At 72.1% G+C, this 15,232-nt stretch carries 16 protein-coding genes; 12 read left to right on the forward strand and 4 right to left on the reverse strand.

Going from position 1 to position 15,232, the window contains the following annotated elements; genetic code table 11:
- Positions 1 to 64: 64 nt before the first annotated feature.
- The 10 genes from FH715_RS02910 (at position 65) to FH715_RS02955 (ending at position 12,195) form a co-directional block, all read left to right on the forward strand.
- Positions 65 to 2,494 carry a PQQ-dependent sugar dehydrogenase gene (locus FH715_RS02910; protein WP_425472652.1) on the forward strand — a complete coding sequence of 810 codons (2,430 nt, stop codon included), beginning with the start codon at positions 65 to 67 and terminating at the stop codon, positions 2,492 to 2,494.
- The gene (locus FH715_RS02915) at positions 2,491 to 3,912 is read left to right on the forward strand and encodes a ThuA domain-containing protein (RefSeq protein ID WP_425472653.1); all 1,422 of its coding nucleotides are present in this window, start codon (positions 2,491 to 2,493) and stop codon (positions 3,910 to 3,912) included. Before FH715_RS02910 ends, FH715_RS02915 begins: the two co-directional genes overlap by 4 nt.
- 234 nt (positions 3,913 to 4,146) lie before the next feature.
- A complete protein-coding gene (locus FH715_RS02920; protein ID WP_139640433.1) occupies positions 4,147 to 5,268 on the forward strand; it encodes an inositol-3-phosphate synthase in 1,122 nt (373 codons plus the stop codon).
- Entirely contained in the window at positions 5,265 to 6,122 is an 858-nt protein-coding gene (locus FH715_RS02925; protein WP_139640434.1) for an SCO3242 family prenyltransferase, read from the forward strand. Before FH715_RS02920 ends, FH715_RS02925 begins: the two co-directional genes overlap by 4 nt.
- Positions 6,119 to 6,997 (forward strand): sugar phosphate isomerase/epimerase family protein, encoded by an 879-nt coding sequence (locus FH715_RS02930; RefSeq protein WP_139640435.1) that lies wholly within the window; start codon positions 6,119 to 6,121, stop codon positions 6,995 to 6,997. Before FH715_RS02925 ends, FH715_RS02930 begins: the two co-directional genes overlap by 4 nt.
- On the forward strand, positions 6,997 to 7,635 hold the full coding sequence (locus tag FH715_RS02935; protein WP_139640436.1) for an EboA domain-containing protein: 639 nt from the start codon (positions 6,997 to 6,999) through the stop codon (positions 7,633 to 7,635). Before FH715_RS02930 ends, FH715_RS02935 begins: the two co-directional genes overlap by 1 nt.
- A complete protein-coding gene (locus FH715_RS02940) occupies positions 7,635 to 8,492 on the forward strand; it encodes a TatD family hydrolase (protein ID WP_139640437.1) in 858 nt (285 codons plus the stop codon). Before FH715_RS02935 ends, FH715_RS02940 begins: the two co-directional genes overlap by 1 nt.
- An 11-nt stretch (positions 8,493 to 8,503) precedes the next feature.
- A complete protein-coding gene (eboE, locus tag FH715_RS02945) occupies positions 8,504 to 9,688 on the forward strand; it encodes a metabolite traffic protein EboE (RefSeq protein WP_139640438.1) in 1,185 nt (394 codons plus the stop codon).
- A 68-nt stretch (positions 9,689 to 9,756) separates the two neighbouring features.
- Positions 9,757 to 11,157: an alkaline phosphatase family protein gene (locus tag FH715_RS02950; protein WP_139640439.1), complete on the forward strand. Its 1,401-nt coding sequence runs from the start codon at positions 9,757 to 9,759 to the stop codon at positions 11,155 to 11,157.
- A 60-nt stretch (positions 11,158 to 11,217) separates the two neighbouring features.
- Positions 11,218 to 12,195, forward strand: a complete 978-nt coding sequence (locus tag FH715_RS02955) for a DUF1963 domain-containing protein (RefSeq protein WP_139640440.1) — start codon at positions 11,218 to 11,220, stop codon at positions 12,193 to 12,195.
- 28 nt (positions 12,196 to 12,223) lie between these two features.
- On the opposite strand, the gene FH715_RS02960 is transcribed toward FH715_RS02955, so the two are convergent.
- From FH715_RS02960 to FH715_RS02975, 4 genes are all read right to left on the reverse strand, one after another.
- Entirely contained in the window at positions 12,224 to 12,682 is a 459-nt protein-coding gene (locus FH715_RS02960; RefSeq protein ID WP_139640441.1) for an NUDIX domain-containing protein, read from the reverse strand.
- Between the two features lie 63 nt (positions 12,683 to 12,745).
- Entirely contained in the window at positions 12,746 to 13,090 is a 345-nt protein-coding gene (locus FH715_RS02965; RefSeq protein ID WP_139640442.1) for a DUF7848 domain-containing protein, read from the reverse strand.
- Positions 13,087 to 13,344, reverse strand: coding sequence for a hypothetical protein (locus FH715_RS02970; RefSeq protein ID WP_139640443.1), 258 nt, complete (start codon positions 13,342 to 13,344; stop codon positions 13,087 to 13,089). Before FH715_RS02970 ends, FH715_RS02965 begins: the two co-directional genes overlap by 4 nt.
- Positions 13,345 to 13,367: 23 nt before the next feature.
- Complete coding sequence (locus FH715_RS02975) at positions 13,368 to 13,832, reverse strand: ATP-binding protein (protein WP_342782157.1); 465 nt, start codon at positions 13,830 to 13,832, stop codon at positions 13,368 to 13,370.
- Between the two features lie 240 nt (positions 13,833 to 14,072).
- On the opposite strand from FH715_RS02975, the gene FH715_RS02980 reads away from it, so the two are divergent.
- Together FH715_RS02980 and FH715_RS02985 are read left to right on the forward strand one after the other, a co-directional pair.
- Complete coding sequence (locus tag FH715_RS02980; RefSeq protein ID WP_139640445.1) at positions 14,073 to 14,948, forward strand: helix-turn-helix domain-containing protein; 876 nt, start codon at positions 14,073 to 14,075, stop codon at positions 14,946 to 14,948.
- Positions 14,945 to 15,181 (forward strand): DUF397 domain-containing protein, encoded by a 237-nt coding sequence (locus tag FH715_RS02985; protein WP_139640446.1) that lies wholly within the window; start codon positions 14,945 to 14,947, stop codon positions 15,179 to 15,181. The genes FH715_RS02980 and FH715_RS02985 overlap by 4 nt, the downstream gene beginning before the upstream one ends.
- The last annotated feature ends 51 nt before the right edge of the window (positions 15,182 to 15,232 follow it).

A 15,232-nucleotide genomic window follows, 5' to 3' on the forward strand; every position in this document is an offset into this window, starting at 1 on the left:
GACGGCGCGCGCCTGTGCGACAGCCTCACCCCCCACCCCCGTGCGCTCTAACGGAGGAACGCTCGTGCACAGGAGACTCAAAGCCGTACTCGCGACCGTGGCGGGCATGACGCTCGCCTCGGCGGGTGTGGTGATCAGCCAACAGACGGCGACGGCGGCCGAACCGCCGCCGCTCGACGAGTTCCAGCAGGTCGAACTCGCCAAGGGCGAGGCCGAGATGGGCGAGCCGATGACGCTCGCCGTGCTGCCCGACACGTCCGTCCTGCACACGTCGAGGGACGGCACGCTGCGGCTCACCGGCGCCAACGGACTGACCCAGGTGGCGGGCGAGATCCCGGTCTACAGCCACGACGAGGAGGGTCTCCAGGGCGTCGGGGTCGACCCCGACTTCGAGCAGAACCGCCACATCTACCTCTACTACGCGCCGCCGATGGAGACCCCCGCCGGCGACGCGCCGTCCGACGGCACCGCCGAGGACTTCGCCCCCTACGACGGCGTGAACCGGCTCTCCCGCTTCACGTTGAACGAGGACGGCACCCTCGACAACGGCAGTGAGGTCGAGATCCTGGACGTGGCGGCCAGCCGCGGCCAGTGCTGCCACGTCGGCGGCGACATCGACTTCGACGCCGAGGGCAACCTCTACCTGACCACGGGCGACGACACCAACCCGTTCGCCTCCGACGGGTTCAGCCCGATCGACGAGCGGGAGGACCGCAACCCGGCGTTCGACGCCCAGCGTTCCGCCGCCAACACCGACGACCTGCGCGGCAAGCTGCTGCGCATCCACGTCGAGGACGACGGCAGCTACACCATCCCCGAGGGCAACCTCTTCCAGGAGGGCACCGAGGGCGCCCGGCCCGAGATCTACGCCATGGGCTTCCGCAACCCGTTCCGGATGAGCGTCGACCAGGCCACGGGCGACGTCTACGTCGGCGACTACGGCCCCGACTCCGGCACCGCCGACCCCGAGCGCGGCCCGTCGGGGCAGGTGGAGTTCAACCGGGTGACCGAGCCCGGCAACTTCGGCTGGCCGTACTGCGTGGGCGACAACGAGCCGTACATCGACTACGACTTCGAGACCGGCACCTCGGGCGAGGCCTTCGACTGCGCCGCCCCCGTCAACGAGTCGCCCCACAACACGGGCCTGACCGAGCTGCCGCCGGCGCAGCCGGCCTGGATCCCCTACGACGGCGACTCCGTCCCCGAGTTCGGTGACGGCTCCGAGTCCCCGATGGCGGGCCCGGTCTACCGCTACGACGCCGACCTGGACTCCGAGCGCAAGTTCCCCGAGTCGCTGGACGGCACCTTCTTCGCCGCCGAGTTCGGCCGCCAGTGGATCAAGGCCGTGGAGCAGGACGAGGACGGCAACGTCTCCGGCATCCACGACTTCCTCTGGGAAGGCACCCAGGTCATGGACACCGCCTTCGGCCCCGACGGCGCGCTCTACGTCCTTGACTACGGCACCGGCTACTTCGCCGGCGACGAGAACAGCGCCCTCTACCGCATCGACTACACCGCGGGTGTCAGCGCCCCGGTGGCGAGGGCCAGCGCCGACGTCACCTCGGGCCAGACCCCGCTGGAGGTCGCGTTCAGCTCCGAGGGCTCGACCGACCCCGACGGCTCCGAGCTGACCTACGCGTGGGACTTCGGCGACGGCGCCACCTCCGAGGAGGCCGACCCGACCCACACCTTCGAGGAGGCCGGCACCTACAGCGTGGTGCTGACCGTGACCAACGCCGCCGGCGCCACCGGCAACGCGTCCGTGCAGGTCGTGGCGGGCAACACCGAGCCCGAGGTCAACCTGCTGCTGCCGGGCGACGGCGCGCTGGTCGACTTCGGCGACGAGGTGCCGTTCGAGGTGGAGGTCACCGACGCCGAGGACACGGAGATCAACTGCGAGGACGTGACCGTCACGTTCATCCTCGGCCACGACTCGCACGGCCACCCGCAGACCTCGGCCAACGGCTGCTCCGGCACCCTCCAGACCCTCGCGGACGGCGAGCACGACCCGAACGCCAACATCTTCGGGGTCTGGAACGCCGAGTACACCGACGCCGGCTTCGGCGACGCCCCGCCGCTGACCGGCAGCGACGAGGTCGTCAGCCAGACCAGGCAGCGCCAGGCCGAGCACTTCGGCGAGGCCGAGGGCCCGACCACGGTGAGCGTCGACGCCGCCCACGGCGGACGCGCGGTCGAGGTCACCGACGGCGGCTGGATCTCGTTCGAGCCGTATCTGCTGGACAACGCGACGGAGTTCACCGCACGCGTCGCCTCCGAGGGCGGCAGCGGCACCGTCGAGGTGCGCGCCGACGCCCCCGACGGCCAGCTGCTGGGCACCGTCGAGGTCGGCGACACCGGAGGCGCGGACGCCTTCGAGGACGTCACGACGGAGCTGGCCGACCAGCCGGCCGAGTCCACCACGCTCCACCTGGTTTTCACGGGTGGCACGTTCAACCTGGACGACTTCACCTTCAGTACCGGAAGTGAGGAGTGAGCGCGTTGAGTGAAACTACCCGCAGCACCCGGTTGAGACGAGCCTGCCTCCTGCTCGTCGGGGGCGCCCTGTGCGCCACCGCACTGCCCGCGATGTCGGCGGGGGCCGCCGAGGCCCCCGACGGCGCGGGGCAGGAGACCGCGGCCGAACCGTTCGACGTACTGGTCTTCTCCAAGACCGCCGGATTCCGGCACGACTCGATCGAAGCCGGCATCGAGGCGATCACGCAGCTGGGCGAGGCCAACGACTTCACGGTGACCGCGACCGAGGACTCGGCGCTGTTCACCGAGGAGAACCTGGCCCAGTACGAGGCCGTCCTCTTCCTGTCCACCACGGGCGACGTGCTCGACGACACGCAGCAGACCGCGTTCGAGGGTTACATCAACAACGGCGGCGGCTACGTCGGCGTCCACGCCGCCGCCGACACCGAGTACGACTGGGAGTGGTACGACGGCCTGGCCGGCGCCCTCTTCGACAGCCACCCGCAGATCCAGCAGGCGACCGTCAACGTCGAGGACCACGACCACCCGGCCACCGCGCACCTGGGCGACACCTGGGAGCGCACCGACGAGTGGTACAACTACCGCACCAACCCCAGGGAAAGCGCCCGCGTGCTGGCCTCGCTCGACGAGTCCTCCTACGAGGGCGGCAACATGGACGGCGACCACCCGATCGCCTGGTGCAAGGAGTACGAGGGCGGCCTCGCCTTCTACACCGGCGGCGGCCACACCATCGAGTCCTTCGCCGAGGAGGACTTCCTCCAGCACCTGCTGGGCGGCATCCAGTACGCCGCCGGCCAGACCGACGCCGACTGCTCCGTCCCGAGCGAGGACCCCGAGGACCCCGAGGAGCCCGAGTACACCTCGATCTTCGACGGCACCTCGACCGAGGGCTGGACCCAGGCCGGGCCCGGCGAGTTCGAGCTGGACGCCGAGGAAGGCACGCTGACCAGCGTCGGCGGCATGGGCCTGTTCTACTACGAGGCCGAGTCGTACGAGAACTTCTCGCTGCTGCTCGACTGGCGCCAGATCGGTGACTCCAACTCCGGTGTCTTCCTGGGCTCCCCGGTCTCCGACGACCCCTGGGACGCGGTGAACCAGGGCTACGAGATCCAGATCGACGACACCGACGTCCCCGAGCGGACGACCGGCTCCGTCTACACCTTCCAGGGCGCCGACATCGAGGCCAGGGACGCCGCGCTCAACCCCAACGGCGAGTGGAACACCTACGAGCTGCGGGTCGAGGGCGACCATCTCCAGATCTTCCTCAACGATGTGCTGATCAACGACTTCACCTCGACCGAGGAGGACCGTAGCCTGGCGGGACACATCGGGCTCCAGAACCACGGCGACGACGACACCGTGCAGTTCAGGGACGTCCGTGTCGCCGAGCTGACCGACACCGACTGCCAGCACTGACCCCACAGAGCCGACCCACCGGTACCCCGACAAGCACCACCCCACGACTCCGTCCACCGCCGCGAGGGGCGGCGGGGACGGAGGCCGGCCCCGCGCGGGCCGGAGGGTGACGGCAGGGGCGGAACCGCCGAACCCGCCCCGCGCCGCCGCCTCGCGCGTTGCCCGGTCACGCCGCACACGTGGCCGGGCACCGCGCGCCCTCGCCCCTTCCGCAGCTGCACAGAAAGCCGCGACATGACAACAGAACCCCTGAAACGCGTCGGAGTCTGGCTGATCGGCGCCCGGGGCTCGGTGGCCACCACCACCGTGGCCGGCCGCGCCGCCCTCGCCGCCGGACTGCACCCACCCACCGGACTGGTCACCGCAGGGCCCGCGTTCGCGGGGGCCGGCCTGCCCCCGCTGGAACAGCTGGTGTTCGGGGGCCACGACACCCACCCCACCCCGTTGCCCAAGCGCGCCGAACAGCTCGCGGAGGCCGGGGTCCTGCCGCACGGACTGCCGTCCGCCGTCGCCGACGAACTGGCGCGCGCCGACGCCGAGATCCGCCCCGGCGGCCCCCAACCCGACGACCCGCGCTCCGACGAGCGGCTGGTCGAGGCGTTCGCCGCCGACATCGCCGCGTTCACCGCCGGCCACGGGCTGGCCCGCACCGTCGTCGTCCACCTGGCCAGCACCGAGCCGACGCCGGCCCCCGGCGACGCCCGCGCCCCGGCCAGCGCGCTCTACGCCGCCGCGGCGATCGCCGCCGGCGCCTCCTACGTCAACTTCACCCCCGCCACCGGGATGCACGCCGAGGGCCTCGCCGCCCGCGCCGCCGCCGCCGGGCTGCCGCACGCCGGACGGGACGGCAAGACCGGGCAGACCCTGCTGCGGGCCGTGCTGGCGCCGATGTTCGCCCAACGGGAGCTGGCCGTGCGCGCCTGGTCCGGCAGCAACCTGCTGGGCGGCGGCGACGGCGCCACCCTCGCCGACCCCAGGGCCGCCGCCGCCAAGAACGCCGGCAAGGCCAGGGCGCTCGCCGACAACCTGGGCAGCGAGCCCGAGGGCGAGACCCACATCGACCACGTGCCGGCGCTCGGCGACTGGAAGACCGCCTGGGACCACGTCGCGTTCGACGGCTTCCTCGGCACCCGGATGGTGCTCCAGACCATCTGGCAGGGCTGCGACTCCGCGCTCGCCGCCCCCCTCGTCCTCGACCTGGCGCGGCTGGTGGCCCGCGCGCACGAGACGGGGATGACGGGACCCGTTCCCGGGCTCGGCTTCTTCTTCAAGGACCCGGACACCGACCCGCCGGGCCTCGCCGAGCAGTACCGCGAGCTGCTGGCGCTCGCCGACCGGCTGGCTGGCCGCTCGTGACCGGCGGCAGGGCCCGCGCCTGGGTGGAGCTGGTGCGCGGGCCGGCCGCGCTGACCGTGCCGGGCGACGCCCTGGCCGGCTCGGCGGCCGGCGGCGCGCCGGCCCGCAACACGGCGCTGGCCATCGGGAGTTCGGTCTGCCTCTACTGGGCGGGCATGGCGCTCAACGACTGGGCCGACCGCGCCGAGGACGCCCGCGACCGGCCGCACCGGCCGCTGCCGTCCGGCCGCGTCGCGCCCGCCGCCGCCTTCGGCGCCGCCGCCGGCCTCACGGCCGCCGGCCTGGCGCTGGCCGCCGCCGGCAACCGCGCCCAGCTGGCCACCGCCTCCGCGCTGGCCGCGACCGTCTGGGCCTACGACCTCAAGCTGAAGCACACCGCGGCCGGCCCCGCCGCCATGGGCGCCGCCCGCGGCCTCGACCTGCTGCTCGGCGCCGCCGGCGCCGGCCGCGTCGCGCCCGCGGCGCTGCCGCCGGCCGCGCTGCTCGCCGCCCACACCACCGCCGTCACCCATGTCTCGCGGAACGAGGTCGGCGGCGGCGACCGGACCGCGCCGCTGGCCGCGCTGGCCACCACGGCCGGCATCGCCGCCGTCGTCAGCCGCCCCGGGCCCGAGGCCGGCACGGCGCGCGGCTGCGCCGCCAGCTACCTGCTGACGGCCGCGCCCGCCCTGACCCGCGCCGCCGGCCAACCCACCGGCGCGCACACCAAGGCCGGCGTCGTCGCCGGCCTCCAGGCGCTGGTGCCGCTCCAGGCCGGCCTCGCGGCCCGCGCCGGCGCCCGCGCCTCCGTGCCCGTGCTGCTGACGCTGCTGGGCGCGGCGCGGCGGCTGTCCAGAAAGGTCAGCGTCACATGAGTCCCGGCTTCCGCCTGGCGTACGGCACCAACGGCCTCACCGACCTGCGCCTGGACGACGCCCTCGCCCTGCTGGCCGACCTCGGCTACCGGGGCGTCGCGCTGACCCTCGACCACATGCACCTCGACCCGCTCGCCCCCGACCTGGCCCGCCGCACCGAGGCCGTCGCCGCCCGGCTGGACCGGCTCGGCCTCGCCGTCGCCGTCGAGACCGGCGCCCGCTACGTCCTCGACCCGCGCCGCAAGCACGGCCCCAGCCTGCTCGACCCCGACGCGGAGGCCAGGGGCCGGCGGATCGCGATGCTCACCGACGCCGTCCGCGTCGCCGCCGACCTCGGCGCCACCGCGCTGCACTGCTTCAGCGGCCACCGTCCCGAGGAGACCCCCGAGGAAGTGGCCTGGAGCCGGCTCGCGGACTCCTTCGCCCCGCTGCTGGACGCCGCCACCGACGCCGGAGTCCCGCTCGCCGTCGAACCCGAGCCGGGCCACCTGCTGGGCGACCTCGCCGGCTTCCACCGGCTGCGCCGCCGCCTGGACTCGCCCGAGGCGCTGCGGCTGACCCTGGACATAGGCCACTGCCGCTGCCTGGAGCCGGCGCCCGTCGCCGACTGCGTCACGGAGGCCGGCCCGTGGCTGGCGCACGTCCAGATCGAGGACATGCGGCGCGGGGTCCACGAGCATCTGCCGTTCGGCACCGGGGAGATCGACTTCCCGCCGGTGCTCGCCGCCCTCGCCGACACCGGCTACACCGGGCTCGTCTCCGTGGAACTGCCACGCCACTCGCACGCCGGACCCCAACTCGCGGCAGAATCGTTCCAGTTCCTGGAAGCCGCGCTCACCGACACCCGGATGAGCAGTCGTTCGGAGGTCCCCTGATGGACTCACCCACCCTGCCGCAGGCCCTGGCCGCGCTCCGCGCCGAGCTGGTCGAGGCCGTGCCCCACGAGGCCGCCGAGTGGCTGGAGGCGACCCTGGGCTGGGCCGCCGACGCGGACTGGGAGTCCTCGTTCGCCGTCGCCACCCGCCGCGTCGGCCGCGGCGCGCTGCCCGTGTCCGGGATGCCGGCCGCCGACGCGGCCCGCGTGCTGCTGCTGCACGCCGCCGACGCCGACCTGGCGACCGTCACCCGCCTCTACCAGCAGGGCGACGCCGCCGAGCGCCGCGCCGTGCTCCAGGCGCTGTCCTATCTGCACCTGGGGCCGGAGGCCGTCCCGCTCGTCGAGGACGCCCTGCGCACCAACGACACCCGGCTGATCGTCGCCGCCGTCGGCGACTACGCCGCCGCCCACCTGGACCAGCACCAGTGGCGGCACGCCGTCCTCAAGTGCGTCTTCACCGGCGTCCCGCTGACCGCCGTCTCGGGCCTGGCCACCCGCACCGACGCCGAGCTGCTGCGGATGCTCGGCGACTACGCCGCCGAGCGCGAGGCCGCGGGGCGCCCCGTTCCCGAGGACGTCGGCGAGGTCCTCGCCGCCCAGCCGCCGCACCAGCCGCAGCACCCCCAGGAGCCCTGATGCGCATCTTCGACCCGCACATCCACATGTCATCCCGCACCACCGACGACTACCGCGCCATGCGGGACGCGGGGGTGCGGGCCCTCGTCGAGCCCGCGTTCTGGCTGGGGCAGCCGCGCACCAACGTCGGCAGCTTCCTGGACTACTTCGACGCCCTCCTCGGCTGGGAGCCGTACCGGGCGGCCGAGCACGGCATCACCCACCACTGCGCGCTGGCCCTCAACCCCAAGGAGGCCAACGACCCGCGGTGCGTCCCCGTGCTGGCCGAGCTGGACCGCTATCTGCGCAAGGACAGCGTGGTCGCCGTCGGCGAGATCGGCTACGACTCGATGACGCCCGCCGAGGACGAGGCGCTGGCCGCCCAGCTCCAGCTCGCCGTGGACCACGAGCTGCCCGCCCTCGTCCACACCCCGCACCGCGACAAGGTCGCCGGCGTGACCCGCACCGTCGACGTGGTCAGGGAGTCGGCCCTGCCCACCGAGCGGGTGCTGCTGGACCACCTCAACGAGACGACGGTCGCCGCCGCCAAGGACAGCGGCTGCTGGCTCGGCTTCTCGGTGTACCCGGACACCAAGATGGACGAGACCAGGATGGTCCGGTTGCTGCGCGAGTACGGAACGGAGAAGGTGCTGGTCAACTCGGCCGCCGACTGGGGCAACAGCGACCCGTTGAAGACCCGGAGGGTCGGCGAGGCCATGCTGGCGGACGGCTTCAGCGACGACGAGGTGGACCTGGTGCTCTGGCGCAACCCGGTGGCGTTCTACTCTCTCAGCGGGCGCCTCGACCTCGGCGAGCGGCCCGAACGCGACGACTACGCCGGCAACGTGCTGCGGCGCGGGGCGCCCGCCGACAGCTGAGAGGGTTACCTGTGCGCTTCCGACACCCCAGTGGTGGGCTGATACACCTCGCCTACTGCACCAACGTCCACCCCGCCGAGACCCTTGACGGGGTCCTCACCCAGCTCAGCGAGCACTGCGCGCCCGTGCGCCGTCGGCTGGGCCGGGAGCGTCTCGGCATCGGCCTGTGGCTCGCCGCCGACGTGGTCAAGGCCCTGAGCCGCGACCCGAAGGCGCGCGCCACGCTCACCGAGGCGCTGCGCCGGGAGGGCCTTGAGGTGGTCACCCTCAACGGCTTCCCGTATCGCGGCTTCGGCTCGGCGAAGGTCAAGCACCGCGTCTACCAGCCGGACTGGACCACGGACGCCCGTCGGGAGCACACACTCCAACTCGCGTGTCTGCTCGCCGGGCTGCTGCCCGACGACGTCACCGAGGGCACCATCTCCACCCTGCCGCTGGCCTGGCGCACCCCCTACGACGCGGCGGCCGAGTCGGCGGCCGTCCAGCAGCTGAACCGGCTCTCCCGCGAGCTGGACCTGCTGGCCAGCGGAAACCGCCGGCAGATCAGGGTCGCCCTGGAGCCCGAGCCGGGCTGCGTCATCGAGACCACCGACCAGGCCAGCAGGCTGCTGACCGGCCCCGAGGCGCCGCCCACCGACCGGATCGGGCTCTGCCTGGACACCTGCCACCTGGCCACCGCGTTCGAGGACCCGGACGAGGCCATCGACCGGCTGGTGCGGCAGGAGGTCCCGATCTACAAGGCGCAGCTGTCGGCGGCCCTGCACGCCGAACACCCGGAACGGCCGGAGGTGCGCCAGGCGCTCGCCGAGTTCGTCGAGGAGCGCTTCCTGCACCAGACCAGGGAACGCGCCCAGGACGGCACCGTCACCGCCCGTGACGACCTGGACTTGGCGTTGGACGGCGAGAAGCCGCTGAGCGCCTCCGGGCCCTGGCGGGTGCACCACCACATCCCGCTGCACGCCAAGCCGCCGGCGCCGCTGTCCACCACGCTGCCGGTGCTGCGGCAGTCCCTGGCCCGGCTGGTCGGCGGGCGGCGCCCGCTCACCCGGCACCTGGAGGTGGAGACCTACACCTGGCAGGTGCTCCCGCCCGAGCTGCGCCCCACCGACGCCGACCAGCTGGCCGACGGCATCGCCGCCGAACTCTCGCTGGCGCGCGACCTGTTGACCGACCTCGGCCTGAAGGAGGAGGCGTGAGCCGCGGCCGGCGCCCGCACGCCGGCTGATCCTCCCCGAGCAATCACGCACCGAAAGGAAGTGCTGCCATGAGCCGCCGACTGGTGGTCATCGACGTGGTGGGACTGACGCCCGAACTGCTCGACCACATGCCCACGCTCAAGGCGGTCGCCACCGCCGGCTCCCAGGCGCCGCTCGGCACCGTCCTCCCGGCGGTGACCTGCTCGGCGCAGGCGACGTTCCTCACCGGCGAACTCCCCTCGGGCCACGGCATCGTCGGAAACGGCTGGTACTTCCGCGAGTTGGGCGACGTGCTGCTGTGGCGGCAGCACAACGCCCTCGTCGGCGGCGAGAAGATCTGGGACGCCGCGCGCAAGGTCGACCCCGAGTACACGGTGGCCAACGTCTGCTGGTGGTACGCCATGGGCGCCGACACCGACTACACCGTCACGCCCCGGCCGATCTACTACGCCGACGGCAAGAAGGACCCCGACTGCTACACCAGGCCGCCGGAGCTGCACGACGAACTCACCTCGCGCTTCGGTGAGTTCCCGCTCTTCACCTACTGGGGGCCGACGGCGGCCATCGACTCCTCGCGGTGGATCGCCCACGCCGCCCGCCGCCTGCTGACCACCCGTCAGCCCGACCTGACCCTGGTCTATCTGCCGCACCTGGACTACGACCTCCAGCGCTTCGGTCCCGACTCCCCGCAGGCCAGGGCGGCTGCCGCCGAACTCGACGGCGAGCTGGCCCCGTTGCTCGACGCGGCGCGCGCGCAGGAAGCGACGGTGGTCGCGCTCTCCGAGTACGGCATCAGCCCCGTCAGCCGCCAGGTCCACATCAACCGCAGGCTGCGCGAGGCCGGGCTGCTTGAGGTCTACACCCAGGCCGGGATGGAGTACCTGGACCCGTGGGTCTCCCGCGCGTTCGCCGTCGCCGACCACCAGGTCGCCCACGTCTACGTGCGCCGCCCGGAGGACCTGGAGCCCGCGCGCGAGGCGCTGAAGGACCTGCCGGGCATCGCCGAACTCCTCGACGACGAGGGCAAGGCCGCCCACGGCCTGGACCACCCCCGCGCCGGCGACCTGGTCGCGGTCGCCGACGAGGACTCCTGGTTCACCTACTACTACTGGCTGGACGACGCCGACGCGCCGGACTACGCCCCCACCGTCGAGATCCACCGCAAGCCCGGCTACGACCCGGCGGAGCTGTTCCTCAACCCGGAGGACCGCCTCGTCAAGGCCCGCGCGGGGGCGGCGCTGGTCCGCAAGAAGATCGGGATGCGCTACCGCATGAACGTCGTCCCCCTCGACGGCGCCCAGATCCGAGGCAGCCACGGCCGCCTCCCCACCGACCCCCGCCACCAGCCGGTGCTGATCTGCTCCGACCCCGACGCGCTGAACGGCGACGAGGTCGCCGCGACCGAGGTCAAGTCGCTGCTGCTGCGGCTGGCGGAGCTGGAGAAGGGCGAGGAACGGGCAGGGGAGTAGGCCCGGGGGCGGGCGGTCCTCGCCGTTTTCCCGTGTTGCGGCGCTGACATACTGGCGGCCATGGACACGCGAGACCAATTCCGTTCCCTGGCCGCGCAACGCGGGTTCACCGCCGAGGAGATCGAGGGCTGGTTACGGGAAGCGCGCGTGCATACCGAATTGTCCTCGGGGCCACCCGAAGGCGCCATTCCGGGGCCCGGCATCGTGGCCGGTCGGGTCGGCGGTCTGCCGAGGCTGCCGGTCGGATCCGAGTGGCCGCGAGGATGCGCCCCGTATTACGAGACCCCGTTGACCAGTGGCGGTCGGCTGATCCGGGAGGCCGCGGACAGAGCCTGGCCCATTCCCTTTTTCTGCTCGGTCGACTGCGCCGCGCTGCCGTCCGAGACGGATCTGCCCTTTCCCGCCGGCGGCACGCTGCTCTTCTTCGTCGAACAGGACTACCTGGACCCGATCGGGCGCGTGGTCTACGTGCCGGAAGGCGTGGAGACCGTGGAGCAGTCTCCGCCCGAGCCCGAGCCCGAGCCCGAGCCCGAGGACGACGAGGACATGGTGATCCTTCCCGAGCAGGACCTCTATGCCTTCGTCACCTACAGCTGGCCGCCGTGGTTGCTCTCCTCGCCCGAGGACGGCACAGACCTGGAGCCCGAGGAGAAGGCGTTCCACGCTCGCGTTCCCCGAGCGGGCGAGATCAGCGGCGTGGCGGCGGAGATCTGGCGGGAGCCTCCCTTCGGATGGACCACCGTCAAGCTCGGAAGTCACCACTACGCTCCCCAGGGCTACCCGGAGCACAAAATCGCCGAGGAGCAAATCCGGGAGGAATACCGGGCCGCGTCCCGGGAGGACGCGCTTCAGGACGAAGAGGCGATCCGGGAACTCGCCCGGGAACGCGGGGAGCAGCTCGCCCTGGCGAAGGAATGGGTGACGTTGGGCGTTTTCGAGATACCGGACAACGAGAGCTTCTACGCGAGTTTCCTTATCCACAGGGACGATCTCGCGGCCTGCCGCTTCGACGATGTCAGGTTCTTCGTCGAACACTGACCCCGTTTCCGGGGAAGCCGCCCGCGGCTCAGCTGAAGGCGGCCTCCGGCCGGTCGGCGTTGATCAGCAGCGGAAGCCTGCGGCGCCGGCCGGCCGCGATGATGGCGTACTGGTAGAGCGCCGGCGGCTCGTGGAGCTCCCGCATGGGAACCCAACTCGCCCCGTCCTTCGGCGGGTTGGCCGGGACTCCGGGGGTGTGCCCGCCGTCCAGGACGTAGGTCAGGCCGTTCAGCTCGCCCCGTTCGTCCGTCATCGGGCTGACGGCGTAGAACTCGGACAGGGCGCGGTCGTATCCCGTCGTCTCCATGAACAGCTCGCGCGCGGTGAGGATCACGCACCGCCCGTCCGGCACCTCGCCGTGCGGCAGCACCCAGCCGTCCTCGCGGCCCTCGCGCGGGCCGCGCACCATCAGGGCGTGGTTGGTCTGCGTGGTGGCCAGGACGTGGAACGTGACGGACAGGCCGGAACGGACGATGGTCGTGTGCATGGTGCTGACTCCTCGGTGAGGTGGTGGGTGGGTGGGCCGGGACGCGTCGTGGGGCCCGGTTGGCTAGCCGAGGCCGGGGAGCAGCCCGGCCAGCGCGGTGAGCAGGCACATCAGCCCGACGAACGCCGGGCCCCCGAACCCGCCGGAGCCCCGCGCGGGTGGCGGCGCTGGCGGGTCGGTGCGTGGGAGGACCCGCCAGTGGCGTTCGGTCCTGGCGAGAAAGAAGGTGTGCTCCGGGTGGTCCTGGGAATGCTGGATCGCCCAGACGGCGGTGGGCAGCGGGTCGTCGTCGAACAGTGGGGACGTGGCCTCGCACGTCATGCACGCCACGCCGTGGATGCCCTCCGGCACGCCGGGGCCGCGTGCCTGGACCAGCACCCGGTCCGCACCCCTGACGATCTCGTTCACGACGGGTCCCCCTCGCCGGTCGGCTCGTACAGCGGTTCGGCGCGGGCCGCCTCGGCGAAGTCCCAGGCCATCGCGTTCAGTTGACGCAGACACGCGTCACACGCGTACAGCGGAGCGGCGACCCCCGACGACGTCAGGCAGCCGATCCACACCACGGGGCCGGAGCGGAAGCCGCAGTAGAACCAGCAGGGCCCGAACGCTCGTTGCTCCTGCCCCACCCGTTCCGGAGTCGGTATCTGGAACTCCCACTCCACGGGGCGCGACGTCCCGACGGCGTTCACTCGGCACCCGTCCCGGGGAAGGCCGAACGGCACCTGAACCAGACCGACTTGCCCATCAGCGGCCCGACGGGGGAGGCGTAGGGCATGGGCATGTACCCGAGGTCGTCGGCCATCTCGCGCAACAGCCACAGCCCGCGCCCGCACTCCGCCGACCAGTCCGGGGTCTCGCCGATCACGGGTGGTTGACTCGACCGGTCGCACACCTCGACCAGCACCTCCCCGCCCGCGCGTCGGATGCGGAGGCGGCAGCGCGGATCGGTCACGTGGCGGCTGACGTTGGTGAGCAGTTCGGTGACGCCGAGCCGCACCAGTTCCACGGCCTCGGTCGAGGCGCCCCACCGGGACATCAGCTGTCCGGCGGACCGGCGCCAGGTCTCCATCCGGCGCGCCTCGGCGAGTAAGCCCCGGACGAACACCGGGGGCGCTGGCCTCGAACTCCTCTGACTTCTCAAGCCGTTCACGGGACACCTCCAGCCGCGACAGCGCGGGCATGGGCAGCAGAAATCCGTACACACAGCGGAGTCGCTCGATGCCGCTGTGCACTTTCAGCAGTGTGGGTCACGTGACCTCGTTCGCGCAACTCCCGCGTTCTAAGCGGTAATCGAACACGTTCCACCTGCGGGTGAAGCAGGGTTGCGCAACGCGTACAACCGGCCGATACGCTGCGAACACTTCGTCAGGAGCGGTTCAGGGAGGGGCCCATGTCCATCAACCTCAACACCAACGCGATCTTCGCCATGCGCGACGTCGGCGAGCAGTTGCAGGCGTTGCGTGACCGGTCCGGCCTGCGGCAGGACGACGTGGCGGCCAAGCTGGGCGTCACGCGGTTCACGGTCAGCAAGCTGGAGCGCGGGCAGGCGTTTCCGACGCCGGCCCAGCTGAAGGTCTTCTTCAAGCTGTACTCGATGAGCCCGGAGGAGCGGGCGAAGATGCAGGTGACGGTTGACCAGGGCCGCTCGTACGGTCGCGCGTGGTGGGAGGAGCAGCGCTTCCGTGACCTGTTCAAGGGCGACTCGTACCGCTACTTCCATGTCGAGGACGCGGCCGAGCGGTTGGCCAGCCACTCCGGCACCTATGTCCCCGGGCTGCTCCAGACCCGCGACTACGCCGAGGCCACCTCGGATTTCGGAATGCAACAGGACAGCGCGGAACGGCGGGAGTCCTTCGTCGAGTCACGGGCGCGCCGCCAAGCCCTGCTGACCAGGAAGAACCCGACCGAGGTCGACCTGCTCTGCCTGGAGTCGGCGGTGCGCGCGGTGGTCGGCGGCCCCGAGGTGATGCGGGCCCAACTGGCGCATCTGATCGCGATGATGGAGCTGCCGAACGTCACCTTCCGGCTGATCCCCTACTCCGCGGGAGCCGCCAGCATCGTGAGTGAGGTGTTCACCATCGTGGACTTCCCCGGGACGGACAACCGGAGCGTGGTCTCCCAGGAGAAGCTCACCGGTGAGATGCTGCATGATGACCCTGTGGAAGTTCGGCGGGCGCGACGCAAGTTCAGCGGTCTCGCGGACTACGCGCTGAGCCCGGACGAGACGCTTCAGCTCCTGCGGACGATCGAGAAAGAACACCGATGAGTGACGAGAAGGAACGACTGCGCTCCGCCCCGTTGGACGGGGTGTGGGTCAAGTCGTCCTACAGCAACGGCAGCAGCCCCGACTGCGTGCAGTTGATGGCCATCGACGGCGGTGTCGCTGTCGGGGACTCCAAGGCCCCCGGCCGCACCCCTCAGCGCTACACCCGTGCCCAGTTCGCCGCCTTCCTGGCGGACGTGAAGACGGGCGCGTTCCCCGAGACCCCGGAGCACTAGCGCGACCCGGTACCACCCCAACACGGCCCACGCCGCCCCGCGGCGTGGGCC

The sequence above is a fragment of the Streptomyces sedi genome (assembly GCF_006335015.1).
Taxonomy (GTDB): domain Bacteria; phylum Actinomycetota; class Actinomycetes; order Streptomycetales; family Streptomycetaceae; genus Streptomyces; species Streptomyces sedi.

Coding starts and splice junctions, on each gene's coding strand:
- FH715_RS02940 (WP_139640437.1), top strand. CDS start 7,635: ATGCGCATCTTCGACCCGCACATCCACATGTCATCCCGCACCACCGAC.
- FH715_RS02930 (WP_139640435.1), top strand. CDS start 6,119: ATGAGTCCCGGCTTCCGCCTGGCGTACGGCACCAACGGCCTCACCGAC.
- FH715_RS02935 (WP_139640436.1), top strand. CDS start 6,997: ATGGACTCACCCACCCTGCCGCAGGCCCTGGCCGCGCTCCGCGCCGAG.
- FH715_RS02985 (WP_139640446.1), top strand. CDS start 14,945: ATGAGTGACGAGAAGGAACGACTGCGCTCCGCCCCGTTGGACGGGGTG.
- FH715_RS02920 (WP_139640433.1), top strand. CDS start 4,147: ATGACAACAGAACCCCTGAAACGCGTCGGAGTCTGGCTGATCGGCGCC.
- FH715_RS02980 (WP_139640445.1), top strand. CDS start 14,073: ATGTCCATCAACCTCAACACCAACGCGATCTTCGCCATGCGCGACGTC.
- FH715_RS02960 (WP_139640441.1), bottom strand. CDS start 12,682: ATGCACACGACCATCGTCCGTTCCGGCCTGTCCGTCACGTTCCACGTC.
- FH715_RS02955 (WP_139640440.1), top strand. CDS start 11,218: ATGGACACGCGAGACCAATTCCGTTCCCTGGCCGCGCAACGCGGGTTC.
- FH715_RS02950 (WP_139640439.1), top strand. CDS start 9,757: ATGAGCCGCCGACTGGTGGTCATCGACGTGGTGGGACTGACGCCCGAA.